This window comes from Pantoea sp. Morm (assembly GCF_016643525.1).
GTDB classification, from domain to species: domain Bacteria; phylum Pseudomonadota; class Gammaproteobacteria; order Enterobacterales; family Enterobacteriaceae; genus Pantoea; species Pantoea dispersa.
Genome location: NZ_VOQX01000068.1, coordinates 1 through 24,873 on the forward strand (window position 1 = coordinate 1; position 24,873 = coordinate 24,873).

31 protein-coding genes are annotated in these 24,873 nt (G+C 61.2%); 30 read left to right on the forward strand and 1 reads right to left on the reverse strand.

The genetic code is table 11. From position 1 onward, the window contains the following. Window positions 1-186: 186 nt before the first annotated feature. Window positions 187-576, forward strand: a complete 390-nt coding sequence (locus FT726_RS19795; RefSeq protein WP_346303262.1) for a relaxosome protein TraM — start codon at window positions 187-189, stop codon at window positions 574-576. Window positions 577-1,082: 506 nt separating this feature from the next. Here FT726_RS19795 and FT726_RS19800 read toward each other — a convergent pair. Then, the gene (locus tag FT726_RS19800) at window positions 1,083-1,688 is read right to left on the reverse strand and encodes a hypothetical protein (RefSeq protein ID WP_346303263.1); all 606 of its coding nucleotides are present in this window, start codon (window positions 1,686-1,688) and stop codon (window positions 1,083-1,085) included. A 210-nt stretch (window positions 1,689-1,898) separates the two neighbouring features. Here FT726_RS19800 and FT726_RS19805 point away from each other — a divergent pair, with 210 nt between their 5' ends. The 29 genes from FT726_RS19805 to traG all read left to right on the forward strand — a co-directional run. Further along, a complete protein-coding gene (locus FT726_RS19805) occupies window positions 1,899-2,291 on the forward strand; it encodes a type IV conjugative transfer system pilin TraA (protein WP_346303264.1) in 393 nt (130 codons plus the stop codon). A 6-nt stretch (window positions 2,292-2,297) separates the two neighbouring features. Next, window positions 2,298-2,600 carry a type IV conjugative transfer system protein TraL gene (traL, locus tag FT726_RS19810; RefSeq protein ID WP_346303265.1) on the forward strand — a complete coding sequence of 101 codons (303 nt, stop codon included), beginning with the start codon at window positions 2,298-2,300 and terminating at the stop codon, window positions 2,598-2,600. Window positions 2,601-2,644: 44 nt separating this feature from the next. Next, window positions 2,645-3,244, forward strand: coding sequence for a TraE/TraK family type IV conjugative transfer system protein (locus FT726_RS19815; RefSeq protein WP_346303266.1), 600 nt, complete (start codon window positions 2,645-2,647; stop codon window positions 3,242-3,244). Window positions 3,245-3,248: 4 nt separating this feature from the next. Then, window positions 3,249-3,986 (forward strand): F-type conjugal transfer protein TraK, encoded by a 738-nt coding sequence (traK, locus tag FT726_RS19820; RefSeq protein WP_346303267.1) that lies wholly within the window; start codon window positions 3,249-3,251, stop codon window positions 3,984-3,986. Beyond that, on the forward strand, window positions 3,983-5,371 hold the full coding sequence (gene traB, locus FT726_RS19825) for an F-type conjugal transfer pilus assembly protein TraB (protein ID WP_346303268.1): 1,389 nt from the start codon (window positions 3,983-3,985) through the stop codon (window positions 5,369-5,371). Before traK ends, traB begins: the two co-directional genes overlap by 4 nt. A 12-nt stretch (window positions 5,372-5,383) precedes the next feature. Next, a complete protein-coding gene (rfaH, locus tag FT726_RS19830) occupies window positions 5,384-5,896 on the forward strand; it encodes a transcription/translation regulatory transformer protein RfaH (protein ID WP_346303269.1) in 513 nt (170 codons plus the stop codon). Further along, complete coding sequence (locus FT726_RS19835) at window positions 5,893-6,288, forward strand: hypothetical protein (protein ID WP_346303270.1); 396 nt, start codon at window positions 5,893-5,895, stop codon at window positions 6,286-6,288. The genes rfaH and FT726_RS19835 overlap by 4 nt, the downstream gene beginning before the upstream one ends. A 105-nt stretch (window positions 6,289-6,393) precedes the next feature. After that, complete coding sequence (locus FT726_RS19840; RefSeq protein WP_346303271.1) at window positions 6,394-6,642, forward strand: hypothetical protein; 249 nt, start codon at window positions 6,394-6,396, stop codon at window positions 6,640-6,642. A 54-nt stretch (window positions 6,643-6,696) separates the two neighbouring features. Continuing rightward, window positions 6,697-6,876, forward strand: coding sequence for a hypothetical protein (locus FT726_RS19845; protein ID WP_034822853.1), 180 nt, complete (start codon window positions 6,697-6,699; stop codon window positions 6,874-6,876). 203 nt (window positions 6,877-7,079) lie between these two features. Then, complete coding sequence (gene traV, locus FT726_RS19850) at window positions 7,080-7,616, forward strand: type IV conjugative transfer system lipoprotein TraV (protein ID WP_346303272.1); 537 nt, start codon at window positions 7,080-7,082, stop codon at window positions 7,614-7,616. 255 nt (window positions 7,617-7,871) lie between these two features. Continuing rightward, window positions 7,872-10,517 (forward strand): type IV secretion system protein TraC, encoded by a 2,646-nt coding sequence (gene traC, locus FT726_RS19855; RefSeq protein WP_346303273.1) that lies wholly within the window; start codon window positions 7,872-7,874, stop codon window positions 10,515-10,517. Window positions 10,518-10,576: 59 nt separating this feature from the next. Further along, a complete protein-coding gene (gene trbI, locus FT726_RS19860; protein ID WP_346303274.1) occupies window positions 10,577-10,978 on the forward strand; it encodes a type-F conjugative transfer system protein TrbI in 402 nt (133 codons plus the stop codon). Next, a complete protein-coding gene (gene traW, locus FT726_RS19865; RefSeq protein WP_346303275.1) occupies window positions 10,975-11,598 on the forward strand; it encodes a type-F conjugative transfer system protein TraW in 624 nt (207 codons plus the stop codon). The genes trbI and traW overlap by 4 nt, the downstream gene beginning before the upstream one ends. Continuing rightward, window positions 11,595-11,879: a hypothetical protein gene (locus FT726_RS19870; protein ID WP_034822863.1), complete on the forward strand. Its 285-nt coding sequence runs from the start codon at window positions 11,595-11,597 to the stop codon at window positions 11,877-11,879. The genes traW and FT726_RS19870 overlap by 4 nt, the downstream gene beginning before the upstream one ends. 175 nt (window positions 11,880-12,054) lie before the next feature. Next, window positions 12,055-12,618, forward strand: coding sequence for a hypothetical protein (locus FT726_RS19875; RefSeq protein WP_346303276.1), 564 nt, complete (start codon window positions 12,055-12,057; stop codon window positions 12,616-12,618). 10 nt (window positions 12,619-12,628) lie between these two features. Continuing rightward, window positions 12,629-13,324 (forward strand): hypothetical protein, encoded by a 696-nt coding sequence (locus FT726_RS19880; RefSeq protein WP_346303277.1) that lies wholly within the window; start codon window positions 12,629-12,631, stop codon window positions 13,322-13,324. Window positions 13,325-13,365: 41 nt separating this feature from the next. Next, complete coding sequence (locus FT726_RS19885; RefSeq protein ID WP_034822869.1) at window positions 13,366-13,653, forward strand: hypothetical protein; 288 nt, start codon at window positions 13,366-13,368, stop codon at window positions 13,651-13,653. A 149-nt stretch (window positions 13,654-13,802) separates the two neighbouring features. Then, the gene (locus FT726_RS19890; RefSeq protein WP_346303278.1) at window positions 13,803-14,144 is read left to right on the forward strand and encodes a hypothetical protein; all 342 of its coding nucleotides are present in this window, start codon (window positions 13,803-13,805) and stop codon (window positions 14,142-14,144) included. Continuing rightward, window positions 14,141-15,133 (forward strand): conjugal transfer pilus assembly protein TraU, encoded by a 993-nt coding sequence (traU, locus tag FT726_RS19895; RefSeq protein ID WP_346303279.1) that lies wholly within the window; start codon window positions 14,141-14,143, stop codon window positions 15,131-15,133. Before FT726_RS19890 ends, traU begins: the two co-directional genes overlap by 4 nt. A gap of 9 nt (window positions 15,134-15,142) precedes the next feature. Continuing rightward, window positions 15,143-15,769: a type-F conjugative transfer system pilin assembly protein TrbC gene (gene trbC / locus FT726_RS19900; RefSeq protein ID WP_346303280.1), complete on the forward strand. Its 627-nt coding sequence runs from the start codon at window positions 15,143-15,145 to the stop codon at window positions 15,767-15,769. After that, entirely contained in the window at window positions 15,766-17,622 is a 1,857-nt protein-coding gene (traN, locus tag FT726_RS19905) for a type-F conjugative transfer system mating-pair stabilization protein TraN (protein ID WP_346303281.1), read from the forward strand. The genes trbC and traN overlap by 4 nt, the downstream gene beginning before the upstream one ends. Further along, window positions 17,622-18,419, forward strand: a complete 798-nt coding sequence (traF, locus tag FT726_RS19910) for a type-F conjugative transfer system pilin assembly protein TraF (protein WP_100701695.1) — start codon at window positions 17,622-17,624, stop codon at window positions 18,417-18,419. Before traN ends, traF begins: the two co-directional genes overlap by 1 nt. Window positions 18,420-18,429: 10 nt before the next feature. Then, window positions 18,430-18,867, forward strand: coding sequence for a hypothetical protein (locus FT726_RS19915; RefSeq protein WP_346303282.1), 438 nt, complete (start codon window positions 18,430-18,432; stop codon window positions 18,865-18,867). Between the two features lie 5 nt (window positions 18,868-18,872). Next, window positions 18,873-19,085 carry a hypothetical protein gene (locus FT726_RS19920; RefSeq protein WP_346303283.1) on the forward strand — a complete coding sequence of 71 codons (213 nt, stop codon included), beginning with the start codon at window positions 18,873-18,875 and terminating at the stop codon, window positions 19,083-19,085. Next, window positions 19,075-19,698: an F-type conjugal transfer protein TrbB gene (gene trbB / locus FT726_RS19925; protein ID WP_346303284.1), complete on the forward strand. Its 624-nt coding sequence runs from the start codon at window positions 19,075-19,077 to the stop codon at window positions 19,696-19,698. Before FT726_RS19920 ends, trbB begins: the two co-directional genes overlap by 11 nt. Before the next feature lie 33 nt (window positions 19,699-19,731). Beyond that, on the forward strand, window positions 19,732-20,034 hold the full coding sequence (locus tag FT726_RS19930; RefSeq protein ID WP_346303285.1) for a hypothetical protein: 303 nt from the start codon (window positions 19,732-19,734) through the stop codon (window positions 20,032-20,034). An 11-nt stretch (window positions 20,035-20,045) separates the two neighbouring features. Then, the gene (locus tag FT726_RS19935) at window positions 20,046-20,561 is read left to right on the forward strand and encodes an AAA family ATPase (RefSeq protein ID WP_346303286.1); all 516 of its coding nucleotides are present in this window, start codon (window positions 20,046-20,048) and stop codon (window positions 20,559-20,561) included. A gap of 65 nt (window positions 20,562-20,626) precedes the next feature. Then, window positions 20,627-21,994 carry a conjugal transfer pilus assembly protein TraH gene (traH, locus tag FT726_RS19940; protein WP_346303287.1) on the forward strand — a complete coding sequence of 456 codons (1,368 nt, stop codon included), beginning with the start codon at window positions 20,627-20,629 and terminating at the stop codon, window positions 21,992-21,994. After that, on the forward strand, window positions 21,987-24,873 hold a 2,887-nt coding region (gene traG, locus FT726_RS19945; RefSeq protein WP_346303288.1), incomplete at its 3' end, for a conjugal transfer mating-pair stabilization protein TraG. The genes traH and traG, both read left to right, overlap by 8 nt.

Here is a 24,873-nt window from a genome sequence, read left to right on the forward strand (position 1 = left end):
GGATGCACACACCGTCCGGATAAATTACACAGTGCCGGATTGACACACACAAAAACCGGAGTAAATAATACGGTAAACGAGATTATACCGGAATGCAGTCGCTCAGCATTGCTCCCTGATTAAAATACTTAAAATTAAACATGCCCGGCAGGATTGAAATAATCCAGGCTCACAAGGAATATCCGCATGGCGCGCAGGAACATATACTTTAAAGAAAAAACGGAAAGGGAAGTGCAGGAGCTCGTGCAGATTGAACTGCAAAATGGTGCCAGTCACGGAGAGGTTAACTTTTCCTCCGTTGTGAATGAACTCGTCGGCATCGGTCTGATGGTGAAAAAACACCAGGGCGAGGGGAATAAATTCGACATGGAAGAATTTAACCGGGATTTAATACGCCGCGTGGCGGGCACCCGTGAGGGAACCAGCATCATGATGGCCATGCTCACTGAAATGTATCTGCATCTGCGCGGTGAGTCCGGGCCGCAGGCGCTGGAAGAGATGATTGACCAGAACCTGACAGGAATGAGCACGGCTGAAGATAAAGCCGAGAGCAAACACTTTATTCTTGAAGAGTGACTTTCTCTGTATAAGATTTTAAATCCGGTAGCGTAACACTACCGGATTATGCACCATACGCTGCTCTGGCTGATGAGTGCCCTTGATGGTGGCTTTAATCCAGTTGCACAGGATGTTTTTTTTTGAGCTCTCTCTGATTCATTCACTCCGTAACCGTGATTATTCGGTGAAATAAAACGATATGGCTTTTTCAGGTGAGGGTGAAGAGTGGGGTGAATTACTCTTTAAGGCTGGAACTTTCATAGCATTGACGTAAGCCATCCTGCTTGTCAAAAATTTCAGGCAAAGCTTCTGGATAACAGTATCGTTACTCAGGAATGTTAATCTTATTCACCTTCTCATGACCCAATGAGTTTACTATATAGTTATTTCTCATGGCCGCCGTGCGTGAATACTCCCGCTGCGGCGGCAATGCCTCTGGTTTCAATCTCTGCTGTGGAAAATAAAGGGAGTGGATGAGCAGACTATTTATTAATTTTAATGAAAATAATCAGGTGTTTTTTTAATCAGGACTCCTGCTGTTTACCCGTGAGCGGATTCTCGGCCACCACCACTTTTTCCAGAATAAACTCGTCAAATAATATGGCCAGCTCGCGTAGTCTTCTGACCTCGTCGTTCTCCGGCAGCTGCTGCTCCGTTAAATAATTCAGTGAGGCCAGCAGGCGCTGCTGTATTTCCATGTTCACGCTGCGGCGGTTAAAGCGGGCACTGATTTCCATGTCACGCCGTAAAGTCTCCGGAAAGCTGCTGCTGAAGGCCGTATTTTTTCCGGGGGCGAACGGTTTCTTTTCTGCCTGTCTCATTTCATTCTGCTGAAACTCCGCCCGGATAATATCCAGACGAGACTGAATAAACTCATCGAACATCCTGGCCAGCGCAACCAGCCGCTGTCCCTCATTCGTTTTTATGACGTGACGGCGGGGTGAAAACTGCATCGACGTTATTAACCGGCTGATAATTTCATCGTTGGTGGTAAATCGCCGGACGCGCGCCGCCACGCGTAATTCCATCAGCAGATTTTCCGGCAGCCACAGTTTCCGGTACTGCATTTCACCGCGGGCATATTTACGCGGTCGTCCGCGCCCGTCGCCCATCTTTTCTTTTACTTTCATGCGTTATTACCCCCTTTCGAGGCTCACCCTGGACAGGCAGCAAGCGTACGCCACGGCCTTTCAGGATTAATCCTAAAAAAATGCATGAGAGTCCTTAAAAGTGTGACATGTGTCACAGATTTTTTTTTATTGAGAAAATGTACACTTACGACGCGTTACGTCTGTTTACGCACACTGACATTTCTTTAACTCAAATCGAGGGTTTTACACATGAAAGTTGTCACGTCATACCCGGCACAGGTGCAGGGGTCTGCGGGAGCCTGCCCGGCGCTCAGCGAGGCGGCGCCACAGGGACATATCGGCATCACCCGTCGCGCCTTTAGCCTGCTTTCGCGCCACCGCGCGAACGTGCTGCTGATGGCGCTGGTCATTCTGGTCCTGGCTCTGCCGCACCTGGTCCGCGCCGAAGACCTGCTCTCCAGCCAGAAGCAGGATGCCAAGGATACGTTTGGCCATGGCAGCACCGTCGAGTGGGGGTTGTACATCGCGGAAATTATCATTTCCATTATCACCTTTATCAAAACCCGCAACCCGGCGCTCTTCGTAGGCGGCCTGGCTTTCCTTATTGTTATCACCCGCACGTTCTTCGCCCTGGCCGGTTAATCCCGCATGGACAGGGACTCGCTTCAGTACCAGTTCCCGGAAACCCTCAATCAGCAGAAACGCCTTATCGGACTCCCCACAGAGGAAGCCGTGCTCATCCTTGCGTGCGCCGGCATCGGCCTGCTCTGCGACATGTTCATCATCATGCTGATTGTGGCCGCCGCGCTCTGGCTGCTGGTTCGCCACCTGAAGAAGGGGCAGGGCACCTGGTGGCTCCTGAACCTTCTTTACTGGTACCTGCCCACCGCGCTGCTCCGGCTGCAATTCCGCCGCGTGCCCGATTCGGGCAACCGGCACTGGATGCAGTAACCCGCGCGCCGCCTCCGGGTGGCGCTTATTAAAAGGATAGCGCTATGAAGTATCAGGTCCGGGAGGGGCGCAACCGGGTAATCATTCTGGCCCTGTGCGCGCTTTCGCTGCTCGTGTTTATTCTCGCCGCCAGCACCGTCGTCACAGGCGCGCTGGCGTGGCACTTTGCGAAAACGCAGAAGACGCAGACCATTCCGATGATGTTTGACCGCCCGTTCACCTCCGATTCCGCCTCCGGAGACGCGGCCTTAAACGGCATGCTGGTGCGCTCATTCATCAACCTCCGCCTCTCCGTCACGCCGGAAACCGTGGACAGCCAGCACGCCGCCCTGCTGCGCTTTGTTCCCGCTGAAAACCGTGACGACATGAAAAAGCAGCTTGCCGCCGAAGCCGAGTACATCAAAAAGAACGGCGTCTCCTCCGTGTTCCGCATCGATGACGAAATGACCGACACCACCACCGGCGACGTCATCGCCCAGGGCACGCTGAGCGCCAGCACCATCAACGGCAACCTGAAGACTTCGCTTCCGGATGCGCACAAAGCCTACCGGCTCAGCGTGCACTACGTGGACGGCCTTATCCGCCTGACGGCCTTCCCCGAGGTGCCCTGGACCCAACCTGAACGCCGCCCGCAACAGGACTGAACCCATGAAAATGACCCTTTCCGCCATCGCCGTTGCCGGCGCGCTGGCGCTGCTGCCTGCCGCCGCGCAGGCCGCCGTGCCCGGACCGGCCGGTACGCCGTTTGAAAACAACGCGCACCTGAAGGCGCAGATGAGCAACACCAGCCCCAATAAAATCATCATCGACGGGGAGCTGATTACCGGCATCACCGGTCCCGAAAACGCCTATACGAAGGCCAACACCGCCGATGGCGCGCTGCTGATTACGCCCCTCACCGGGCAGGACTTTACCATCTTCCTGGAGACCGCCGGGGGCGTCGGCGTCTCGATAGACGTTTCCCCCAAACCCGGCAACGGCCGCACGCTGCACCTGGTCCCGGCAGGCGTGCCGCTGAAGTCCAACCCGGACGCGAAAGCGTGGGAGGAGAGCCAGCCCTTCCAGAAAACGCTGGTGAGCGTGGCCCGCAGCGTCGTCAACGGCGACGTACCGGAGAACTACACCGAGGTGAAGGCCTCGCGCGGCCCGGCGTATAATCCGCCCGCAGGGGTGTTGCTGACGCCGGAGCGCCAGCTTGCCGGCTCGCACCTGCGGGTGATGCGCTACCGCATGAAAAACACCGGCTACGTCACGCGCGCGCTCAGCGAAAAGCAGTTCTGGCAGAAAGGCGTGCGCGGCGTGATGCTGTCGACCCGCACCCTGTATGCAAACGGCGAGGGCTTCGTGTGGGTGATTTTCTCCACTGACGCGGAGGGCGGGTCATGAGCAACATCAATACCGCCACGCGCCGCCGCCAGTGGGTGATTGCCGGCGTGTCCGCTGCGGTCATGCTGGCGGTGGGCGGCGGCATCTGGGCCTACTCGCACCATCAGGCGGAGCTGAACCGCCCCGCACCGAAGACAGCGCCGAACCTGACCGGCGGCCTGATTACCACCTCCTTTACCGAGGGCGTGGCCACCTCCGCGCTGCAGCAGCAGCAGAACAAGACCGCGGGCCTTGAGCGCAACCTTGGCGAGCTGACCAGCTCGCTGAAAAACCAGAACGACGAGCTGAAAAAGCAGCTCAGCACGATGGCTGACGCCATCGCGCAGCTGCAGACGCAGCAGTCACAGGGAAACAGGGCGCCGAACGGCACGACCGTGACGCCACCGGCGGCAACACCGCCTGCTGGCGGCCCGGTTTCCGGCGGACCGTCCGGACCGGCGCAGTGGAGCATCAATAATCCGGGCAGCGGATCGGCTGCGGGACAGGGCGCACAGTTCTATCGCGCGCAGGGGCAGGGCTTCTACCCCGGCGCCGGCACGGTGCGTCCGGGCGGCCTGAACCGCGACACCTTCACCTACGCCTCGCTCACCGACAAAAAGACGAAGCTGCCCTGGATTCCCTCTGGCTCCTTCTCCGAGGCGGTGATGATTGAGGGCGCCGACGCCAATGCCAGCGTGACCGGTCAGCAGAACACCTCGCCGGTGGTCATTACCCTGCTCGGGGACGTCTCCATGCCCAACGGAAAGACCTGGAATATGGACCAGTGCCGCGTTACCGGGGAAATGTACGGCGATATCTCCAGCGAGCGCGGCGAGGTGCGTACCAAAAACATCAGCTGCATCCTGAAGAACGGCAAGCACATCGACATGCCGTTCGACGGCCACGTGTCCTTCCAGGGCAAGGTGGGCATCCGCGGTAAGCCGGTGATGCGTAACGGCGCCATTATCGCCAACGCCGGGGCGGCCGGCCTGCTGTCAGGCTTCGGTGAGGGCATCAAGTCAGCCGCCACGCCGACGGTGGGGCTCGGCGGCAGCGCGTCAGTGGGCGCGGGAGATATCTTTAAGCAGGGCATCGGCGGCGGCGCCAGCAAGGCGGCGGACACGCTGAGCCAGTACTGGATTAAGCGCGCCGAGCAGTATCACCCGGTAATTGATATCGGGGCCGGTAACGCCGTGACCGTGGTGTTCCAGCAGGGCTTCCGCCTGGAAACCATTGAGGATACCGAGGCCGAGAAGGCGAAGAAAGAGGCGCCGCAGCCGGTGGTGCAGCAGACCGCGGCGAACCAGCCGGTCAGCAGCGGCGGCGGCAACAGCGCCCCGGTGTTAAACCCCGATGAAGTTCTGCGTCAGGCCAGCCAGCTGCGCCTCGGCGACACCATTAACTGACAGGAGTGAGAGATGGAAAACTGGTACGTGGCACAGACGAAGTGGGCGCAGGAAAAGTACGCACAGCAGCATCTTACTGAACAGGGCGTCACCTGCCTGCTGCCGGTGTTCTCCCGCGTCCGCCTGCGCAACGGCAGGGTGCGCGGCGTGACGCCGCAGCCGCTCTTTCCGGGCTACCTGTTTGTACGCTTCGATCCGGAGGTGGTGCACACCACTTCCATCAAGGGCACGCGGGGGATATCCACTCTCATCAGCTTTGGCGGCCTGCCGTCGGTGGTGCCCGACCACGTCATCTCGCAACTGGAGGCCGGCTGGGAGGGCGTCCCGCTCGACACGGATGCGCCGCTGGACGGCGACCGCGTGATGATCGAGGACGGGGCCTTTGAGGGACTGGAGGCGGTATGGTGCGAGTCGGACGGCATGAAGCGCGCCGTTCTGCTCCTGACCCTGATAAGCCGGCAGGTGCGCGTGCCGGTGGAAAGCCACCTGCGCTTTCATATCACCGCGCGCGGGGCGGCAGCATGATCAGGACATTTAAAAGCCGCATCAAAACGTATCAGCGCCCGGCGTTTTATTCCATATCCCTGCTGCTGGTCATCAATACGTCTATCGTCGCCTGGGGGATGCGCTCGGGGACGGTGGGTTTCCCCGGCTGGCCATTCTGGCGTCTGTCCCTGGTGATTTCCGCCGGCGTCATCTGGTGGCAGTGGCGCGCTGAGTGCCCTGAACAGGTAATGATTGCCGGCATCATGGCGTTTGTATGGGCATTGCTGCCGGTATGCTGGTTCTTTGTGGCGTTCTGGAACTGGCAGCTGCCTGTGACGGACCCCGGCTGGCCGGTTTATCCGTCGGTATTTTCGTCGGTTATATGCTGGCTTCTCACGTTTCTTCAGATGCTGTTCCGGGGGGCCAGATGAATACATCAGTGGAAAAGCGGCGGCATCGCCACCTGAGGCGGATGCGCATGATGGCCGCGTACCGGACGGGCTGTCATTCACCTTATGTGTGTAACGGGAGCAGCCATGAATAGACGTACCTGCAGTGAACAGCTTACCCGCCGCCGCATCGCCCGCCTGCGTCAGCGCAGTCTGGCCCGCCGTCCGGCGCGGGCGCACCGGGTGCACCCGTTCTGGTACGCCGTGCCGGTTGCCCTGTATGCTTTTGCGCTGGGCTGCGACACGGAGTGGCTGTTCTGGATACTCGCGCTGCTGGGTCCCGCAAGCCTCTGTCTGCTGGAAATGTTCCGCCTTAACCTCTGGAAAAAGAGGTGAAGGCGGTGATAAAACCTGAGCGTCATGAGTTCACCTTCACTTCAGGGGGCAGCCATGAATAAACGTACCCGCAGGGAACAGCGTATCCGCCTCTGCGCGCTGCAGCTCCGCTACCGTAAAGCGTGGAAGACGCAGGCGAGCAGCTGCCAGCTGGCGGCGATGCTCACTGAAATCGAGGCGATTCAGCAGTATCTGGCCGCTGACAGCCAGCCGCAGGAGGCTTTATGCAGGTGAGCTTTCAGCGACTCGCACTTTTCAGCGCATTGGCCTGCTTCACCGCCGGGATAACGCTGATGCTGCATCAGCTCTGCTGAGTCATTCCCGTCCGATATAAGCATCACTGTGCCTTCACCAGGGCATCCCGCAGTACCCGGCATTATCACCGTTCCATTCATCTTAATTAGCGCGGCGGCCCGGCCGCCACTGAGGATCACCCCATGCAAAAACTTTTTGCGTGCGCACTGCTGTGCGCTGCGCTCACCGGCTGCGCCGGCATGAACTCTGACTTTGACTGCAATAAAACCGCCACCGACCAGTGCCTGTCGATGTCCGATGCCAGCAAACTGGCATCGAAAGGTAAAAGCCTCGACGACCTGACCGCGCAGAAGGAGGCCGGCCCAAAGCCTGCGGCTGAGGCGCTGGCGACGCCCGGCAACGTGAAGCCCGCCGTTAACCCTTACCGCCCCGTGAGCGCGGCGACGCTGACACCCCGACCTGTCTCCGGTCAGGCGCTGAGCGTAGACAGCCTCCGCGCGTCCACGGTGCCGGTTCGTACAGCGGCACCGGTGGTGCCGGGCGACTACAGCGGACCGGGCCAGGTGGACGCCCGACGCATCCCGGACGCCACGCAGCGCCTGTGGATAGCGCCGTGGGTCGACGAGCAGGACAGTTTCCATCAGCCCGCCGTGGTCGAGTTCGTGAAGCAGAAATCGCGCTGGGATGAAGACTTCCGCGTCATCAGTGAGGGGGAATAATGAAAAAGCGATTTTCTTTCTGCGCTGCGCATGGGCAGCCGGCGTCCGCAGCGTCTGCGGCCGCACTGCATCACCGGGGCCAGCCCGGGCTGCTGATAGTAGATGTACCTCCTTATGGGCATTTCATTGCGCCTGGCACTCCCGGTGCCGGAAAGTCCGCTCTGCTTCGTGACGCTGAGTCAGCCATTCTGTATCCGGAGACGCTGGGTTCTGTATACCGCTTCCGTACTGAGGACAATTGTCAGGAGGATGGCGATGCTCAGTAACGTTATCGATCACCTCGCCGGCATTCTCAGCAGCAGCCGGGACGAGGGCGGCGCAAAGCTTGCCCGCCAGAAGCTGCAGGAAAGCTTCAGCTATCCTTCGCTCACCAGCCTGCTGCCGTGGCGCGAGTTCGACGAGAAGTCCGAACTCTTCATTAACAACCGCTCGGTGGGCTTCATTATGGAAGTGGCACCGCTTGCCGGCGCCAACCAGCAGGTGGTGCAGGCGCTGGACGACCTGTTGCGCAAAAAGCTGCCGCGTAAAACGCCGGTCACGGTGCTGATGGTGGCCAGCAAGTGCGTGGGCGACATGCTGGAGCACGGGCTGAGCCGCGACATGTGGAAGGGCGACATGGCGCCGCGCCTGAACGCGATTACCAAAGCCTTCTGGGAGCGATCGGCGCTGAAGGGGCTGGCCAACGAGCGTGAATATCCGCTGTATCTGCGCAACTACCGCGTGTTCCTGGTGTATGCGCACCCAGGCACCGGCGGCATCAAGTCACTGGACGCGGTGGCTCAGGTGCGCGAAACGCTGCGCGTCTCGATGCTGGCCGCGCACATGGACACGCGCCGCGTGGGACCGACAGAGTTTCTGTCCGTTATCCGCGAGCAGCTCAACTACCGCCCCGGGCAGGTCAGCGCCGCCAGCGAGCACTGGAACCCGGAGCAGGAGCTGCACCGCCAGTGCATCGACACCAGCACCGAAATGGAGGTGCACCCGGATCACCTTCGCCTGACAACGGGTCGCCAGCCCGGCGACAGAGCGATCAGTGCAGACGGTAACGGGGCGGTGGTGAGTACGCGCATCGTGAACATGCAGCTTACGAAGGTGCCGAAGCAGTTCGCACTCTGGCAGGCCGCCGACAACCTGCAGAACATGCGCTTTCCCGATCTCGGTATTCCCTGTCCGTTCCTGCTGAGCTGGACCATCTGCGTGGAAGACCAGGTCAGCAGCCAGAACGAGGCGTTTCGCAAAGAGCAGGATATGGGCAAGAAGGCCAACTCCTCCTACGGCAAGCTGTTCCCCAACACGCAGCGCACTTACGAGGAATGGCGCGACCTGCGCATGGGACTGGCCAGCAACGAAATTGCCATGTGCAGCTTCAACCTCAACCTGACGCTGTTCACGCCCGACAGCGACAGCGAGCAGCAGCGCTGTGAACTCTCGGCCATTAACGTGTTCCGCAAAAATGACCTCGAGATATCCGCACCGCGCTACCAGCAGCTTCGTAACTGGCTGACGTCGCTGCCGTTCCTGATGCAGGAGGGGCTGTGGGACGACATGAAGCACATGAACGCCACCCTGCGCTGCAAGAGCTTTAACGCCGTGAACCTGATGCCGGTGGTGGCCGAGCGCCAGATGGCGGCGTCCGGCAGCCCGCTGCCAACCTACCGCAACGCGCTGGCCTTCTTTGACATGTTCAGCGAAAGCAACGGCGCCACCAACTTCAACATCGCGGTGACCGGCACTACCGGTGCCGGCAAGAGTTTCTTTATTCAGGAAATTCTGCGGCAGGTGCTTAACGCCGGGGGCTTCGGCTGGGTTATCGACATGGGGGGCAGCTACAGGAACTTCTGCCGTCAGGCGGGCGGCTCGTATCTCGACGGTGCAACACTGCGCTTTAACCCGTTTGCCAACGTGCGTGACATCAGGGAATCGGCTGAGGGTATTCAGGGCTTACTCACCGTTCTGGCGAGCCCCAACGAGCCGCTGGATAAGGTCAGCGAAACTATCCTGCTTAAGGGCGTGGTGGCGGCATACGAGGCGAAGCAGAACAAGGCGCGCATCGATGACGTGGTGAACTACATGACGTCTCCTGAAGTGCGTGAAGCCTACGGCGAGCAGCCCACCATCATGAACCGCATCAACGAGCTGGTGCTGCTGCTGGATCGCTGGTGCACGTGGGGAGCAAACGGCGATTACTTCAACTCGGACAATCCGACGCTTGACGGTGATACGCGCTTTGCCGTACTGGAGCTGCTGAGTCTGGAAAACCAGCCGCACCTGCTCTCCGCCATCCTGTACTCGCTGATTCTGGCGATTCAGGAAAAGATGTACCACTCGCCGCGCAGCCTCAAGAAGGTGGCCATCATCGACGAGGCCTGGCGCCTGTTCAGCGGCTCAAACCCGCACGCCGCACGCTTTATCGAGACCGGCTACCGCACGGTGCGCCGTCACCGCGGCGCGTTTATCACCATCACGCAGGGCATCAAGGACTTCACCGGCACCAAGGACCAGGCGGCACCACCGGCCGCGGCCGCCGCGTGGGACTGCTCCGGTACAAAAGTGACGCTGCTGCAGGACGCCAAGGCGTTTAAGACCTACCTCAACTCGAACCCGGATCAGTTCAGTGAAGTGGAAACGCAGGTTATCCGCGGCTTCCAGCCAGCAAAAGATACCGGCTTTAGCTCGGTCATGATTTCCACGGGCGAGAACAGCTCGTTCCACCGCGTCTTCGTCGATCCGGTGACGCGCGCAATGTTCAGCACGCGGGGAGAGGACTACCAGTACATGACCGAGGCGCAGAAGGCCGGGGCAACCAGCGAAGAGGCCGCGTACATGCTGGCCTGCGAGCCGTACATGTATCAGGCCGAGATGCTGGAGCTGGAGCGCTGGGCCGGCCTGACCCCCGCTTAAAAGAGGAATCAACCATGCAGGAAGACAAACACGCCCTATCCACTGTGGAGGGTGAAACGATGAGCGAACGGAGCGTGCGTGACGGGGTCACCGTGAGGGCGGCTCCCGGCCTGCTGCGCCGTCGTGGCGTCCGGCTGACGGCGTTTGCCGTGCTGGTCATCACGCTCAGCGCGGGCATCAGCGCGCTGGTTGCGCAGGCGGTGCAGCCGGACTACGTGGTGTTTGATATGAAAGGCACCATCGACACCTTTCGCCAGCAGACGGCGCAGTCTGCGCTGGATAAGGAAAAGCTGGAGGCGCTCACGAAGCGCTTCGGCTCGGCGCTGGACGCGAGCCTGTCGGACTGGCAGGCCGCGCACGGCGGCGTCATCCTGGTGAAGGGTGCGGTGGTGGCCGGCGTCACCGACATCACCCCGGTGATTCAGGCCGATATCGCCCGCCAGATGCAGGCGGCGCCATGAGACGGCTCGCCACAGCGGTTGTCCTGCTCGCTACAGCGGTTGCTTATCCCGCGCAGGCGAAAGAGCTGGGCACTGTCGGGCATCTGTTTCCGATTGCCGAGCCCGACCTGCTGACCTTTATCGGCCAGCGTCTGCAGGGCATGAAGGACAGCGGCGAAATGGACCGGCTGCAGCGTGAAGCGGAGGCGCGGGTGAAAGCCCACGCCGTCAGGCCGGCACCGGTGGCCGGGCTGACGCCGGCGAAAACGGACCGCGCGTTTCTATATGACCCGACCTTCACGGTGCGCGAGACCATCCGGGACATGCGCGGCAACGTCATCGCGCGGGCGGGCGATAGGGTTAACCCGCTGGATAAGGTCGCCTTCAGCGAGACGCTGTACTTCATTGACGGCGACAACCCGCAGCAGATGGCGTGGCTGAAACCTCAGCTCGCCGGGCAGCAGAACTTTAAGGTCATTCTGGTGAAGGGCAACGTGCACGACAGCAGCATCACGCTGGACAGGCCGGTGTACTTCGACCAGTACGGCACGTTAACAACAAAATTCGGCTTTGAGCACACGCCGGTGCGCATCACGCGCGCCGACAGGATGCTGAAGGTGGAGGAGGTGGCGCTGAAATGAGTCACAACGCACGGGGGCAAACGGCCCCGCAGAAGGTAAAACGTCACAACGCGCAGGTGCGTCTGGATGACGACGACAAATCCGGGCTGCGCCGCATGACCGCAGAGTTCCCGCTGTACTCGGAGTCGATGATTTTACGCGCGGCGCTGCAGACGCTGCTGGCGTGCAGCGGAGAGGTCCGGTCGGCTATCGTGCTGGCGTCGCTCACGGACAAAGATGTGGGTGAGGTGATGCGCCAGTTCGGCATGACGGTCCTGACGGGGGAGCCTCATGCAGAATGAGCGGGTGCCACACCTGGTTATCGACGGGACGTATTCTGCAGTACCCTCCACGCAGCCAGACGCAGAGCCAGCTGCGCACCCGGTCCGGAGCGCACCCGCGCCGCAGACGCACTCCAGCGGGGAGGGCGTCGTACAGACTCAGACGGCGGGTCATGATTATTACCTGAGCGAATGCATGTCAGATCACTGCCAGACCAGCGAAAACGGTGGAGGTATTCCGGGCTATGCCCTGATGATCGTCCTGTTCGTTCTGGCCTGTGTCATCGCCCGGGGAATACTTTCTCTTCTTCCTCTCCGCCCATGCAAACAATGCAGGGTTAACCTTTCCGGCCCCGTCATGCACGGCATCCCGTCGCCCGCGCCGGCACCGTTTGGCAGTCCGGCAATGGCCGCACTCGCACTCGCGCATGAGCAGACCGCCTACTGGCAGCAGCTGCTGGCCGCCTTCGCGGCCGCCATAGAAGCAGAAGGGTTTACCTTCGGCACCGATGCAGGGGAAAAGGTGGCGTTACCGTACGACACGCGCGCGCTGGCAGGTGCGGCGATTGTAAAAGCGCGCTCACGCCATATTTCGCCGCAGCGGAGTGAGGCCGATCTGGAAGATTTCCTGCTGCAGGCGGCGAGAGACGGTTACGCGGGCAGCTGGGCGGACTGGTGTCAGCGCGGCGCAGAGGCGGCGGGCTGGTATGTCATCAGGCGTGAGGTGAACCCGCTGACTGACCGTGGGTCAACGGAGTAAGGAGCAGAATATGACATACACCGAAACAGGCGTTTTGTCCGTAATAGCCGTGTTGGCAGGGGGAGGGTTAATTAACCTTGTTAACTTTCTACTTGAAAGTTCGCGCGGTCGTCAAAAGGTCCCTCCTGAAGAACAGCCCCTTCACCGGAATGGCATGGAAAAGGCCGAAGAGGAATACAACGCGAAGCTACAACGCCTCGGCGTGACCGACAGATGGTTCCGGCACGCGTGGCCGCTCACGCAGATAAGCCTGATGTGGTGCGGGCCGCCTGGCTCACTAACGAGCGATATTCCGGCAGCGTTGCGGGCGGCGTCCGGCGAACTGTCGCGCAATGGTGCGGGGAATTTCAGCTGTGACTGTCTCGCTGACGCGGGGCTTCCGCCGGGCCTGATGTGGCACATTGCCTCACGGATCACCGAAACGGGACCGTCCGTGTTTATGGATGAGTACGGCAGTAATACCCGCCCCGGCGCGTGGCGCCGCGGGTTTAAATACGTCCTGATGCCCGACAGTCAGGCGCGCGTGGCCATCCTGCTGCAGGGCACCCGGCACACCACCGCAGCGATGCTTTCATTTTATCTGTCAGAAGTGGCAGACAGACTTGAGAAAGGCGACGTAGACGGAGCGGCGCATGCTGACGACAGCGGCTGGGCCTTCCGTACCTTCCCTGCCGAATCTCCGGCAGGCGATACTGCTAACGTGTAACATACGCACTGGCGCATCATCGGATAGGGCAGGATCACGGAATGTACGATAAGGAATGGCACTGGGAATTCAGTTTTTCGCTGACACACTACGCGCTGCTCATTGTGCTGGGCCTGGTGGTGGCCACGCTGTGGTGGCGTGCGGTGGCGGATTTCCGCGGGCTGCGCCGTAAAGAGCAGCGCAACGCAGCCATGCAGAACGGTGACGCGGCCTTCTGGCACGCACGGTGGCGCAAAGATCGCGTTAACGTGGTGCTGGAATTTATCATGGCCATTATCGTTACCCTGGCATCCGCCTGCGTACTGGCGTTTTTTCTTCCGCATTACTGACTGATATTCACCCCGTTTCCTCCCCGCGTCGCGCAGGCTGTTCGTTCCTCGCGTCCGCTGCGGTACGCCTCAGCCTGCCCCCCGCAGGCAGGCCTGATTAACGTCTGACCCCGGCAGCCCCCGCTGCCGCAACCACGGAATTTCCTCTTATGACACACCCCGCTGAAATATCGGCTCAGCCGGTCGTGCGCGATCGCTGGGGCGGCTGGACGCATCCGGCCTTTTTTCTGCCGGCAGACGGCAATGAATACCCACAGCCCGGCGAGTTTGAGGCCTGGCTGAGCGCGCATCATCTGCAGGCGGCGACCACCTGGATGGAAAACGACGTCCCGGACTGGATGATGTCGGACTACCGGAAAACCGGTAACTGCGGCGCGTGGCAGCCTTCGGGCCCGGCAGGCGAGGGCTGGTTTACCGGCAGCATCCACGACACGGACGACGGCCCGGTGTGCGTATGGCTCAGACCTGATGCACAGGAGCCGGACGCATGAGGCGCTTTCTCCTGATAATGTGCCTGCTGACGGCGGGCATCATGGCAAAACCGGTGATGGCGGCAACCAGCAACGCCGGCGACGGCCGCTGGGTAAACCCCATCAGCGACGTGTGCTGGAAGTGCCTGTTTCCCATGACGCTCGGCAGCATCCAGCTGGCCTCCGGCGCCCATCCGGACACGCCGAACCCGGCCTCGCCGATTCAGCTGTGCCCCTACGGTATTTTTTACCGGCTGGGGCTCGCCATCGGATTCTGGGAGCCGCTGGCGCTCACCGACGTGACCCGCGAGCCGGGCGTGATGGTGAACATGGGCGGTTTCAAGATTGACCTCGGACGCACCGGCACCGGGCGCGGGGGGCAGAGCGACTCGCCGACGCCCGGGAGCTTCTATCACGTGCACTGGTACAAGTACCCCCTGATTTACTGGCTCAACATCATCACCAGCGAAGGCTGCATGCAGACCGGCGACATGGACATTGCCTACCTCTCCGAGGTGGACCCGCTCTGGAACGACAGCACGCTGGCGATGATTTTAAACCCCGAGGTGGCGCTGTTCAGCAACCTGCTGGCGCAGGGCGCCTGCGCCGCGGACTCCATCGCCTCCACCGCGGGCGTGCCGCTGGACCCGCTGTTCTGGTGCGCCGGCGCGCAGGGCTCGATGTACCCGTTCACGGGCTTTACCAGCAACGAGTTTTCCCCGCTGGAGGCCTCGCTGCTGGTCAGCGAGCGCATGGCCTTCAAGCTGCACCGGGAGGGACTGGTGATGGAGACGGTCGGGGCGGACGTGGCCGTGTGCTACGAATATCCGTCCCCGATCATCCCGAAGTCCCGCTGGCGTTATCAGATGGTGAACATGTACCCCGAACCCTCGGACTGTCACTCGTTCGGCACCACCACGCAGCTGTGGGGATCGGTGCACAACTCCCCGTCGTCGAAGAAGAACTTCGGCTACCTGATGTGGCGCAAGCGCAACTGCGTTTACCTGTAAGGACTCAGCATGAATATTCCACTGACTACGGCGCTGGCCCTCAGCGCCTCGCTGCTCTGCGCGTCCGCGCAGGCGGCAGAGCAGACCGTGATTTCCGGCAGCGACATGACGTACATGAAACAGCAGCAGCGCGAGCTGGAGCTGTTTAAAAGCCAGCTGCAGGGCACGAACATCACCCTGCCCGACGCGCAGCAGGGGCGGGTGGCGCAGATGCAGAATGAGATTGCCGCCGCGCAGGCAGACCAGAACAGCGCGAGCCGCCCGGCGCCGCGCGTGGTGTACTTCGTGAGCCTGGGCATTCCGGAAGAGGGGCTGCTGCCGATGCTCGCGGATGCGCGCCGTTTCGGCATTCCGGCCACGCTGCGCGGCCTGCTGAACAATGACTTCCGCCAGACCGCGGAAAAGATGTTTGAGCTGTCCAAAAAGGATAAGCAGGCGGGCGTGCAGATTGACCCCACCCTGTACCAGCAGTACGGCATTAAGGCCGTGCCCGCGCTGGTCGTCACCTGCGGCGGGAAGTTTGACGTGCTTTACGGCAGCCTGCCGGTGCAGCAGGCGCTGGAAGAGGTGAAGCAGCGCGGTGACTGCGCCGGAACGGCCGCGCAGATGCTGCAGGGCGTGGAGGGAGCGCGATGAAGTGGCTTATCCCATTCATGGCGCTCCTCGTGGTGCAGCATGCTCACGCCGATGCGGCCAGCGATGCTTACAGCGCCGGGGCGAGCCTTGCGGGCAGCAGCAAGGGGCAGGGAACGGCGGCGGCGAAAAATACCGATCCGTCATCCGTTATCCCGGGCTATACGTCGAGCCCCTCGCAGAGCGGCTACTACGGCGGCGTGCAGGGCGGTGACGGCGGCATCAGCGACAAGGGCCAGACCGAACTCAGTCAGAACGAGGCCGGACAGGCCATCACCGACTCGTCCACGAAGAATCCGGCGGTAACCATTGACCCGAACGCCGACTTTATTCAGAACGGTAAAAACGCCGAGGCGAACAGCGGCACCATCGTGGACGGCACCAACACGCAGTGCACCACTAAAGTGGTGTCAAAGTCGGTGTTTGAGAACTACAGCTGCGACCGGGACGTGGCGCAGGTGCAGACGTGTGCGCGTACCGGCAGCGTTATCGTAACCGGTTCCAGCCATACCGAGACCCGAACGCTTAGCCTCACCCTGACGGACGCCTCCCGCATAGGCAGTGAAGACCGGCTGCAGGTCAGTATCACCTTCCCTGAGACGGCCACGCTTCTCAGCGGCAGCACGCTGCTGGTTTATACGCCTGCACCGTCCTACAGCACGGGTTTTAATTACGCTGTGGACATTCTGAATAACAGCGTGGGTCTGCAATACGGATCGGGTGCCGTATCCCTGAACGTTACGGGGCTGACGGTTAACGCCGGGCAGACTTACACGGCCGTGATCACCCCGCAGGGGCAGTCAGGCAGCAACCATTCAAAACCCACCACGACGCTGGTCGGTTATCTGCGGGATGGCACGACCGTTTTTCATCTGGATGTCACCTATCAGGTCACCGTATCGGATAAACAGGCCGCCACCACCTGGACGGAAAGCTGTGGCTTTGATAAGTCTTCAGCGACGGCGACCGCCGGGAGCGTATGCACAGATCCGGGCGGAACCCGCTCCGTGACGTCTGACGGGCAGACTTATTCCCAGACGCAGAGCTGCTGGCAGTATTCGGACGCTTACATCGTGCCGGTGAGCTCAACCGGCAACTGCAGCACCCTGATGGCTAACAAAAACTGCACCGTCTCAGCCCGCAGCTGCACGCAGGCGGAAGGCAGCACCTGCCTGCACGAACAGGACACGTACCAGTGTCAGACCACCTACAGCTCGCAGGGCCTGCTGTGCGGCGGAAACTATATCTGCCAGTCCGGCAGCTGCGATGAAACGAACGGCGCCGGCGACAGCGGATTTGATACCGCGGTGGCCAAACTCGCCGGGCTGGCCTCGGCGGGCGACGACGTGAAGGCCGACCAGGTGAACGTTAAGGCGTTTACCGGACAGGCCCTCTACTGCCGTAAGGCGATGGCCGGATTCTCCAACTGCTGCGTTGACACCGGCTGGGGTAACAGCGCGGGGCTCGCCAACTGCAACAGCGACGAGATGGCCATCGGCAAAGCCAAAGCGAAGAAAGTCACGGTGCTGGTCGGCGAAGCCTGCAACCGCGCGGTGCTCGGGGTGTGCGTGCAGAAAAAGCAGGCCTACTGCGTGTTCGGCGGCAAGCTCGCCCGCATCATCCAGGAGCAGGGCCGACGCGACCAGCTGCACGTGAGCTTTGGCAGCGGTGACTCGCCCAACTGCCGGGGCATTACGGTGCCCGAGCTGCAGGCCATCAACTTTGACCTGATTAATTTCCAGGACTTTTACAGCGACCTCATGGCCAACCAGAAAATCCCTGACTCCGCCACCATGGTGAAGCAGGCGAAAGATCGCATCGCCGCGCAGGTTAACGCCCAGACGGGAGGAAAATAATGAAGCAGACGCTGCTGGCCTGCCTGCTGATGGCGGCCACCTGTCAGGCCGTGGCGGACGACGCGCCGCCCGCCGACGCCGTGGTGACGCCGGCCGATCCGTTCACCGGCTGGCACTGGTACAACGAACCGAAGAAAAAGCCAGACCCGCCCGCGCCGAAGCCGCAGCCCGCGCCGCGGGTGCCGGACTTCAGCCGGCTGTCGCCCTCGGAGCAGGCTGACGTGCTGAAAGGCTACACGAAGGAAGCGCTGAACAACGCCATCCTGCACCCGTCAGCGGAGAACACGGCCACCTTCCTGCGCTGGCAGAAGTTCTGGACCGACCGGGCCTCGATGTTCAGCCAGTCGTTCGCGGTGGCGCAGCTTGACCACCCGGACCTCGACTACAACCTCGAGCACCCGCACTACAACAGCACCGCGCCGCTGCAGCAGGCCCGTGACCAGGAGGAGCAGACGCAGGCCATCAGCGAACTCGCCGGACAGTACGGTCTGTTCTACTTCTACCGGGGCGGGGACCCGATAGACGCGCAGATGGCGGGGGTGGTGGCGGACTTTGCCCGCCTGCGCCACGTCTCGCTGATACCGGTGAGCGTGGACGGCACGGTGTCGCCGCAGGTGCCTGAGAGTCGTCAGGACGGCGGGCAGAGCGCGCGCATGGGCATCACCCACTTCCCGGCGCTGTTCCTGGTTGACCCGAAGTCAAAAAGCTTCCGCCCGCTCGCCTACGGCTTTATGACGCAGGACGATCTGGCAAAGCGCTTTCTCAACGTGGCCACCGGCTTTAAACCTAACTTCTGAGGACTGAGTGATGCTGACGTTTTCACCCGTCTGGCACGGGCGGCTGCGCGCTGCCCGGGGCCTGCCGAACCTGCTGCTGCAGACGCTGGTTATCCACCCGGCGCTGCTGTTCTTTCTGCTGTTTTTACTGATGTCACACAATGCGGGCAGCGCCGGCAGGATGCTTCTTAACGCCGCTGAAAATCTGGTGCGTAACGCGCCGCCGGGGCAGGTGTGGGACTGCGCTTCGCAGACCCCGCCCGCGACTACCCTTCATCAGGGTGCGCCTGCGCCGGAAGATTTACAGGCGGACACGATGCCTGCGCCCTGCATTAAGTCACCGCTCAGCGCAGAGGCGTGGGCGGCGCGGACTGACGGCACGCTGCTGTCACTGTATGAGTGCGGCGTGCTGCTGTCTCTCACCGTAAGCCTGGCGACGTGGGCGCTGCGCCGCCGTGCACAAGGATAAACGTAATGAACAGATTCCCCCTTATTGTCACGCTGTTTATGGCGGGCATTATCCTCAACTGCCTGCGCCAGCTGCTGGCGTACTCCGTGAGCCTGACGTACGACGTGCTGATTGTCGTGTCGGTGGCGTGTTTTGCCCTGATGGCGCTGGGCATCTTCACGGAAGTCCTGGCGCACCGCCGCGCGCGCCGCGGACCCGGAGGTCATCATGAGGCTTAAGGTTCTGCTGGCGGCTGCGGTGCTGCTGCCGGTGCTGGCACAGGCTTCCGTGGCTGATGACATCGCGGCGCTGGAGCAGGCAAAGGGGCAGCAGGGCGCGCAGCTGCCCGACTTCGGCCTGCCCGGTGCCGCACCGGTGCGCACCGCTCCTGCCAGGCCGCCGAACCTGATGACGCTGACCGACGGCCGGCGCGTGAACCTCAACGACTATGCGGTGGTGGTGTTTATGCAGCGCGGCTGCCAGTACAGCGCGAAGTTCGATCCGAAGCTCAGAGCGTGGGCCGATGAAGCGGGTATAAAGGTGTATCCGTACACGCTGGACGGCTACGGCGACACGTCCTTCCCGGTGGCGCTCATCCCGCGCAAGGCCGGGCCGAACGAGCCTATCGCCGGCGAGATCCTGACGTTCTTCGGCAACGGGCTGCCCATCGCCACGCCGACCACCTTTATGGTTAACGTCAACACCAACATGGCTTACCCGCTCTATCAGGGCGATACGGACATGAGCACCCTCAGCCAGCGTCTCGCACAGATGATCGAGGCGGATATTGACCACCTGCCGCCCGACACGCTGGGGCCGGTACCGAGCAGCGCCTCGCTGACGCCGCAGTAAACGCACGCGGTCCTGCCGCATACGGAAAAAATCATGACGGAACACCCTTTAACGCTCTCGCGAACCGAGACGGCGCTTCTGCTCGTCTGCGCCTCGATGCTGGCGGCGGCCGGGATTTACGCCTGGCTTGCCTGCGACCTGACGGGCCTGCCCGCCGGCATCGCTTACGGCACCGACGCGCTGCTGCTGAGCGGGCTGCAGCTTTACCCGCTGCTGTTTCTGTTTGCCCTGGCCGGCGGCTTTGGCTGCGGCGCGCTGGTCAGCATCACGCTGCGCCGGCACGGATTTATGGCTGAACGCGGCCCTTACCACCCCGGCAACACGCACCCCCACTGAGACGGACTGAAATGGAAAACAACATGCATACCCCTGTTTTCACAATGACCACGGAAAAAATGCTTCAGCTGAGCGTGGAAGAACACACAAGCGTGCTGGCCAGACTCTGGCGCAAGCGGAAAGGGCACGTTTACGTGCAGGGCGAGACTGGCACCGGCAAGACGACCGTTGCACGCTATGTGGCCACACAGCTTAAGGCTTATTTTTTCAGCTATGAGTTGCTGTCGCCGGAGGCGTTTAAAGCGGAGCAGGCAGACATCATCGCGCATCTGGCCGCCAGCAGAAAGAAGGTCCTCATCCTCGATGGCTTTTTTCCGCAGCATGCCAGCCACGCGTTCAGCACGCTGCTCCGCGAACTCCGGGAGCAGGGCGTCAGCCTGTTTATCTTCTCACAGGAATCCCTTGTCCCGGGCAGTCCGCAACGGCATGACGATCTGAACGTTTCCCCGGATGCCTTCACGACGATCGCTGAGTTTCGTTACGCCAGCCGCGAACGCCATGCCGTGACGTTGCATCAGGCGAAATAACCGCAGGCTTTTTATCTCATTCAGCGCGGGCAGCTCAACCTCTGCCCGCTACGGAGTTCTGACACATGAAACTCAGGCAGTTCCTTCTGGCCGCCGCCACGGCGATGGCCATCAGCAGCCCGGCGCTGGCCGACGTGCAGGGCGACCTCAACGGCTACTTTGGTAGCCTCGGCTTTGACGGTAACGTTTCGAAAGCGCAGGCGTGGCAGGGGCAGGCAGCTGGGTACATCACCGGCGGTTCGGTTTACCTGCGTAACCCCGTCAAGCAGGTGCAGCTTATCTCGATGCAGGTCCCCTCGCTGAACGCCGGCTGCGGCGGCATCGACGCCTACCTCGGGGCGTTTTCCTTTATCAACGGCGCCGAGCTGCAGCGGTTCGTGAAGCAGATTATGAGCAACGCCGCCGGCTATGCCTTCGACCTTGCCCTTCAGACCATGGTGCCGGAGCTCAAGCAGGCCAAAGACTTCCTGCAGAAGCTCGCCTCGGACGTGAACTCCATGAATATGAGCTCCTGTCAGGCGGCACAGGGCATTATCGGCGGCCTCTGGCCGGTGTCGCAGGTGTCCAACCAGAAAATCTGCCAGGACATCGCCGGCGAGAGCAACATCTTCTCCGACTGGGCGGCGTCCCGCCAGGGCTGCACGGTGGGCGGGCAGGGTGACAGTGTCACCAGTCGCGCCTCTGATAAAGATAAGGACCAGGTACTGAAAAACAAAAACCTCATCTGGGACGCGCTGGGACGCAACCATCTGTTTGACGGCAACCGGCAGCTGAAGGAGCTGGTGATGAGCGTGGTGGGCTCCATCATCTTCAACAAGGACGGGCAGGTCACCATCCTGACCCCGCTGGTTGATAACCGCGACATCATCAACGTCCTGATGCGCGGCGGTACCGCAAAAATATACAGCTGCGACGAGCAGGACCTGTGCCTCGGGCCCATGCCCGCAGACGTCACGGTCAGCAGCGACGTGGCGCTGGTCACCCAGGTTCGCAACATCATGATTTCCATCGACAGCAAGCTCAGCGCCGACACCGGCCTGTCAGACAGGGAAAAGGGCTTTATCAACACCACCTCGGTGCCGGTGCTCAAGTACCTGACCAACTCACGCAGCATGGGCATGAGCCCGACCTACCTGATTCAGGTCGCAGACTTCATCGCGCAGGACATGATGATCCAGTACCTGCAGGAGCTGGTGAAGCAGGCGAGTCAGTCGCTGGCGGGTAAAAACTTCCCGGAGCAGGCCGCCGGCGAGCTGCGCAACAACGTGCAGTCCGCGACCTCCCTGCTGGCGCAGATGAAGCTGCAGTCGACCGCCGACCAGAACGCGCTGGACGGCATCGACCGCAACATGCAGTACCTGCAACAGCAGGTGTCGACCATTATCTCAACGTCTTATCAGGGCAATTATCAGTGGGGTACCGGCAATGACTGAGGTCTGGACCATTTACGGCGGTGACATGTGGCGGCAGGTGTTTAACGGCGTCGTCACCGTCATCGGCAGCGACACGTATGACACGCTGAAGCGCATCGTCGGGCTGTTTGGCGTACTGGGCGTAATGTTCAGCTTTATCAAGTCACGTAATCCGACGGTGTTTCTGCACTGGCTGGCCATCTTCTTCGTGATAACGTCGGTGCTGCTCGTGCCCAAGCGCAGCGTGCAGATTCTGGACGCCACGGACCCGGCGGCGGTGTACGAGGTGGACAACGTGCCGGCGGGTCTCGCCTTCATTGCCGGCCTGTCGTCTTCAACGGGCTATGCAATGGCAAGGCTGTACGAATATACCTTCTCGCGCCCGGACTCGCTGACCTACACGAAGTCCGGTATGCTGTTCGGCTCGCAGATCGTGGCGCAGACCACGGACTTCCGCTCGCAGAACCCGCAGCTGTCGCAGATGCTGACCGACTACGTGGAGAACTGCGTGGTGGGCGACATCCTGCTTAACAATAAGTACACCGTGTCGCAGCTGCTCAACAGCACCGATCCGCTGACGCTGATTACCAATAACCCGAGCCCGCTGCGCGGCCTGTACCAGGACACCGGCAGCGGCCGTCAGTTCATCACCTGTCAGCAGGCAGCGGCGGTGATCAAAAACCTCATCGGGGCGGACGTGCGCATCGGGGGCACCACCTGGCACGCGCTGGCCACGCGCGTCTTCGGCAACCGCGTGAGCGGGGATACCCTGCTCGGCAACGCGATGGACGAGAGCTACAACTTCTTTTACGCGGGCGGGCTCAGCGCCTCGCAGATCATGCGTAACAACATCACCAACGCGGCCATCCGCGACGGGTGGAAAGGCTTTGCGGCCCGGTCGTCCGATACCGCCAACCTGCTGAACCTCGCGACCGAGTCGAGCCTGACCAAGCAGCGCATCAGCTGGGGCGCGGGCGGGGTAATTGCCGCACGCACGCTGCCGATGTTCCAGTCCCTGATGATGCTGGTCCTGATTGCGCTGTTCCCGCTGGTGATTGCACTGGCGCTGGTGAATCACGATATCTTCGGGCTGAAAACGCTGAAGCTGTACGCTGGCGGATTCATTTACTTCCAGATGTGGCCGGTAATGTTCGCCATTCTTAACTCGCTGGCCAACTTCTATCTGCAGAGCAAAACCGGGGCGACGCCGCTGGTGCTGGCCAATCAGGACCAGGTGGCGCTGCAGCACTCGGACGCGGCCAATATCGCGGGTTACCTGAGCCTCTCAATTCCCATACTGGCAGGCTTTCTGACGAAAGGGGCCATGTCTGTGGCGGGGCAGGCGGTGGGGGGCGTGCTGAGTTCGGCGGCGTTTACCACCGGCGGCCAGGCTTCAACAACCGCCGACGGCAACTGGTCGTTCAACAATATGTCGATGGATAACGTTAACGCCAACAAGTTTGACACCAACATGACCCGCCGTTCGGGGTCGCAGGGCTTCCAGACCAGCAACGGCTCCATGCATACGCAGACGGCCGACGGGAGCCAGGTCTATGATACCTCCGGGGCCATATCGAACCTGCCGGTGAACATGCGGCTGAGTGCGCTTGCCAGCAGCGGATTCTCCGAGCAGGCGCGTCAGGCGCAGCAGCAGGCGCAGAGTTCGCTCGATGGCTACAACCACAGCGTGACCAGCGGCTTCCAGCAGATGAACCAGCTGACGCAGCAGAGCGGCAACAGCGACAGCGTGACGCAGGGCAGCGACAGCAGCGTGGCCACGAACATCTCTAAAGGCACAAGCCAGATGCAGTCGGCCGTGGAAGGGTACGCCAAAGCCAATCATATCTCCCAGCAGGAGGCTTATAATCGCCTATCTAATGCCGCTGTAGATCAATCTGTAAACGCTGGAGTGAGTGGTAAGTTCGATTCAAGTAAAACGCTCTGGGGCAAGGCAGGCGAATGGGCTGTTGGGGTCAGTGGCGAAGCGCATCTCGGAGCTGAAAAGAAAGGGAGCATGACCGACCAGCATGGCGTTCAGGACTCGCATTCAGCCAGCACAGATCTGCGACAGGATAAGAACAGCCAGTTTGTACGCGACTTCCGCCAGGGCGTGGATATGGTGACGTCGACCCGCCTGAGCGAGTCCGGCAGCCACACCGATAACCAGTCTAACTCGCAGGCGCAGCAGTTCGCGGCGACGCTCAACGATGCGAAAAGCCAGTACCATCAGTACACCGAAAGCAGCACGCGCAGCCAGGAGTTCAGCCGCATGGCCACGCTGTCGCAGACGCAGAGCGCCAGCCTGGACGCCAACTACAACCAGGAGTTCGTGGACTGGACTACGGCAAAGTATGGCAGTGACGCGCAGAACATCCTGACCAACGTGCGCAGCGCGCAGGGTGCAGCTACCGAGTTTATGCACGAGCGGCTTGAGCCGGAAATTATGCGCAACTACGGTGCGCGTACAGACCAGGTGAACAGCCAGCCGCTGCAGCCGACCCTTTCCCTGGACGCGCCGGGCACACTTCAGAGCGGTAACAGCCCGATGCCGGGCGGTTCACCCGGGGCAGGTTCCAGCGTTCCGGCAGGTGAATACACCGGCAATGTCAGCAACGGCGGCGTACGTGAGCAGCATCAGGAAAGTCCAGCTGGTGCTCCGGCCATGGTCAGTCACAGCATTCCGTCAGACAGTCGTGTAGTTGAAGGCGGCGAGTTACAAGGTCCTGTCAGCGTAGGGGCCATACGTACAGTGACGCATTCAGCCGGCCAACCGGAGACAGATAAATCAGCCAGAGTAAGCGCTTCGGAAGCAAACATTCCACGTAACGAGCGCAATCTCACCGTTCCGGCAGGCACACCATCGCAGGCTATGAGCGATGATTTCCGCAGTGGTTCACACC

Excerpts from the sequence above, each read along its gene's own strand:
- FT726_RS19795 (WP_346303262.1), top strand. The coding sequence starts at position 187 with ATGGCGCGCAGGAACATATACTTTAAAGAAAAAACGGAAAGGGAAGTG.
- FT726_RS19800 (WP_346303263.1), bottom strand. The coding sequence starts at position 1,688 with ATGAAAGTAAAAGAAAAGATGGGCGACGGGCGCGGACGACCGCGTAAA.
- FT726_RS19805 (WP_346303264.1), top strand. The coding sequence starts at position 1,899 with ATGAAAGTTGTCACGTCATACCCGGCACAGGTGCAGGGGTCTGCGGGA.
- traL (WP_346303265.1), top strand. The coding sequence starts at position 2,298 with ATGGACAGGGACTCGCTTCAGTACCAGTTCCCGGAAACCCTCAATCAG.
- FT726_RS19815 (WP_346303266.1), top strand. The coding sequence starts at position 2,645 with ATGAAGTATCAGGTCCGGGAGGGGCGCAACCGGGTAATCATTCTGGCC.
- traK (WP_346303267.1), top strand. The coding sequence starts at position 3,249 with ATGAAAATGACCCTTTCCGCCATCGCCGTTGCCGGCGCGCTGGCGCTG.
- traB (WP_346303268.1), top strand. The coding sequence starts at position 3,983 with ATGAGCAACATCAATACCGCCACGCGCCGCCGCCAGTGGGTGATTGCC.
- rfaH (WP_346303269.1), top strand. The coding sequence starts at position 5,384 with ATGGAAAACTGGTACGTGGCACAGACGAAGTGGGCGCAGGAAAAGTAC.
- FT726_RS19835 (WP_346303270.1), top strand. The coding sequence starts at position 5,893 with ATGATCAGGACATTTAAAAGCCGCATCAAAACGTATCAGCGCCCGGCG.
- FT726_RS19840 (WP_346303271.1), top strand. The coding sequence starts at position 6,394 with ATGAATAGACGTACCTGCAGTGAACAGCTTACCCGCCGCCGCATCGCC.
- FT726_RS19845 (WP_034822853.1), top strand. The coding sequence starts at position 6,697 with ATGAATAAACGTACCCGCAGGGAACAGCGTATCCGCCTCTGCGCGCTG.
- traV (WP_346303272.1), top strand. The coding sequence starts at position 7,080 with ATGCAAAAACTTTTTGCGTGCGCACTGCTGTGCGCTGCGCTCACCGGC.
- traC (WP_346303273.1), top strand. The coding sequence starts at position 7,872 with ATGCTCAGTAACGTTATCGATCACCTCGCCGGCATTCTCAGCAGCAGC.
- trbI (WP_346303274.1), top strand. The coding sequence starts at position 10,577 with ATGAGCGAACGGAGCGTGCGTGACGGGGTCACCGTGAGGGCGGCTCCC.
- traW (WP_346303275.1), top strand. The coding sequence starts at position 10,975 with ATGAGACGGCTCGCCACAGCGGTTGTCCTGCTCGCTACAGCGGTTGCT.
- FT726_RS19870 (WP_034822863.1), top strand. The coding sequence starts at position 11,595 with ATGAGTCACAACGCACGGGGGCAAACGGCCCCGCAGAAGGTAAAACGT.
- FT726_RS19875 (WP_346303276.1), top strand. The coding sequence starts at position 12,055 with ATGTCAGATCACTGCCAGACCAGCGAAAACGGTGGAGGTATTCCGGGC.
- FT726_RS19880 (WP_346303277.1), top strand. The coding sequence starts at position 12,629 with ATGACATACACCGAAACAGGCGTTTTGTCCGTAATAGCCGTGTTGGCA.
- FT726_RS19885 (WP_034822869.1), top strand. The coding sequence starts at position 13,366 with ATGTACGATAAGGAATGGCACTGGGAATTCAGTTTTTCGCTGACACAC.
- FT726_RS19890 (WP_346303278.1), top strand. The coding sequence starts at position 13,803 with ATGACACACCCCGCTGAAATATCGGCTCAGCCGGTCGTGCGCGATCGC.
- traU (WP_346303279.1), top strand. The coding sequence starts at position 14,141 with ATGAGGCGCTTTCTCCTGATAATGTGCCTGCTGACGGCGGGCATCATG.
- trbC (WP_346303280.1), top strand. The coding sequence starts at position 15,143 with ATGAATATTCCACTGACTACGGCGCTGGCCCTCAGCGCCTCGCTGCTC.
- traN (WP_346303281.1), top strand. The coding sequence starts at position 15,766 with ATGAAGTGGCTTATCCCATTCATGGCGCTCCTCGTGGTGCAGCATGCT.
- traF (WP_100701695.1), top strand. The coding sequence starts at position 17,622 with ATGAAGCAGACGCTGCTGGCCTGCCTGCTGATGGCGGCCACCTGTCAG.
- FT726_RS19915 (WP_346303282.1), top strand. The coding sequence starts at position 18,430 with ATGCTGACGTTTTCACCCGTCTGGCACGGGCGGCTGCGCGCTGCCCGG.
- FT726_RS19920 (WP_346303283.1), top strand. The coding sequence starts at position 18,873 with ATGAACAGATTCCCCCTTATTGTCACGCTGTTTATGGCGGGCATTATC.
- trbB (WP_346303284.1), top strand. The coding sequence starts at position 19,075 with ATGAGGCTTAAGGTTCTGCTGGCGGCTGCGGTGCTGCTGCCGGTGCTG.
- FT726_RS19930 (WP_346303285.1), top strand. The coding sequence starts at position 19,732 with ATGACGGAACACCCTTTAACGCTCTCGCGAACCGAGACGGCGCTTCTG.
- FT726_RS19935 (WP_346303286.1), top strand. The coding sequence starts at position 20,046 with ATGGAAAACAACATGCATACCCCTGTTTTCACAATGACCACGGAAAAA.
- traH (WP_346303287.1), top strand. The coding sequence starts at position 20,627 with ATGAAACTCAGGCAGTTCCTTCTGGCCGCCGCCACGGCGATGGCCATC.